This is a genomic window from Intestinirhabdus alba, from assembly GCF_009711095.1.
GTDB lineage: Bacteria > Pseudomonadota > Gammaproteobacteria > Enterobacterales > Enterobacteriaceae > Intestinirhabdus > Intestinirhabdus alba.
The window spans coordinates 1-2,197 of sequence record NZ_WMJZ01000095.1 but is presented as its reverse complement, the minus strand read 5'-3'; the positions used below and the strand labels follow the sequence as shown (position 1 = coordinate 2,197).

The 2,197-nt window shown below is 52.3% G+C and carries 1 pseudogene; it reads left to right on the top strand.

The features are described from left to right. Positions 1 to 1,604: 1,604 nt before the first annotated feature. A pseudogene (locus tag GJV78_RS24225) lies at positions 1,605 to 2,197 on the top strand (autotransporter outer membrane beta-barrel domain-containing protein); the annotation flags it as partial.

The window sequence follows — 2,197 nt, the reverse complement described above, 5'->3', positions numbered from 1 at the left end:
ACCCCGACCACAGGGACGGGCTTCGGCTTCGTCCCTTTTTTGTTAACGCTGCGGGTAGAGAGAAAATAAAGCAATGCGCGCCCTGAACAATTCACGTCATATAACAAAACGTCACATGGGATAGACGAGTGATAAATCGGCTGGAAGTTGTTTTGCACGCCGCCGGGCTATAGCCGTCAGCGCGAGTCATCATTGATGAGGGGTATAAAACGAAAGACATCGCACAGTCTGACCTGGATATAAAGTGCCGGTCACGTCAGGATTATTTCTCAGCACCGGCTGCTGCCGGATAGCGGCATGGCGTAGCCAGGGAGCCAAAATCGGGAGGGAATCAATAAAAAGTGGCTTTGTTAATTATGTAAATGCTAAATAAAGCTAAATTATCTGCCTTCTGTTTTGGCTGACTTTTGATATTTTCTTTAAGGTTTTTTTTTAGCATATGATGATAGTTTGCAATTTAGAATCAGCTTGCTGCCTGTTAAATATTTTGCGAGACTGCTGTCTGGTAGCTCTGCGCTATCGCGCTGTACTGCGGGTGTTTTATAATCACCAGATAATATGAACGGAATGGGTTCCCGCTATGTCGGAAGGCTGATTATTGTGCGGCACCTGGCCGTAAACGCTTTATATACCCGTCATACTTCGNCCCTGACGGGCCGCCGCTGCGCGGCGTTCAAATCTGCTCCAGGCAGATTTGTCGCTCACCCCGGTCACATAGTTCGCTATGCTCTCGGGGATTCGCTCGCTTGCCGCCTTCATGCAACTTGAATTATTTAGGGTATAGAAAAGATAAGCGTAAATTTACAGATAAAACTGGAATTTAATCTAAATTTATTCATGGAAAGAAATCTATGGGCTTAAAAATATTTTATAAAAAAACTCAGGAAGCCGGAACGTTTAAATTCTCCAGGGCTTCACTTCCGCGTGGCTTAGCGCAGGCGGGCTTACTCGGACTGAGCGGGGGAGTTTTCCTGCCGTTGGCCCAGGCGGTTGAAATTGGTACTCAGAGCGGCGCTCACGTTAAGGTTGACGATGGCGTCAAAATCGTTGGCGATAAAGGGGACTCGTCCAACACGCTCTACGGTATCTTTAATCACTTTAGCGATACCGGCACCATCGACCTTGGCAATAATGTTAGTGTTGTCGTATCTGGCCCCGATTATAATGCTCACTACGCCAGCGGTATTAAAATAGAGGCTGATAATACCGTGCTGATGGCGAACGGCCTGTCCGTTGAGGTCACGGGTGAAAGCGCGGTCGGCATTGAGTTACACGGCGCTACGTCGCATGCCGATCTGGGAAGCGGGAGCCGGGTAAAAGTAGACGGCTCATTAGTCAACGGTGTTCATGTCAGAGGCATTGCCATAAGCCGGGCGTCGACGCTGGTCGCCGACAGGCTGACTATTGAAACCGCTGGCGACAACGGTTACGGCTTAAGCATCGATAACTACGGCAGCAGTGCCGATTTAGGCAGCGGCAGCACGGTTAAGACTACTGGAACCAACGGATATGGTGTTTTTGTTTTTGGCCGCAACGGGCTTGCTGCCAACGGCCCGGCCAAATTTACCGCCACTAACCTGACCGTTGAGACCCAGGGAATCAGAGCTTATGGGGTACATCCCAGCCTGGATTCAGAGGTTGATTTAGGGAGCCACAGCCAGATCCTCACCCATGGTGAGGAGGCGTCCGGCATTCTGAGCTATGGTGAGGTTACCGCAGAGGCGCTGACAGTCGAAACCAAAGGCGCGAAGGCCAACGGTATTGAGGTACGTGGTGGAACCGTCAATATCGGCGCGGACAGCCACGTTTCCGCAGCCCGGGGCGGCGGGCTGATTACTAACGGTTCGAACGCCACCCTCAACTATTTCGGCACGACGGATAAGCGGAATACGGTTTTCTCCGGCGGCTCCTACGGCGCTTCGGCCCAGTTTACCGGTGCTACCGTTAATCTCAAAAACAGCGATATTACCGTCGATCGCAACGGCAAACTGGTCTACGGCCTGTGGGCGCTCGGCGGCGGGGTAATTAGCGGCGAGGATCTGACCATCACCGGCGCGGCGGGGAGCCGGGGCGTTTACGCCATGACCGGAAGCCGGATCGATCTGACGGGCGATCTGGCCGTTAACATGGCCGATGCGACGCAGATGGCCATCGGTACTCAGCATAACGACGGCTACGCGGCCAGCCGTATCAATGC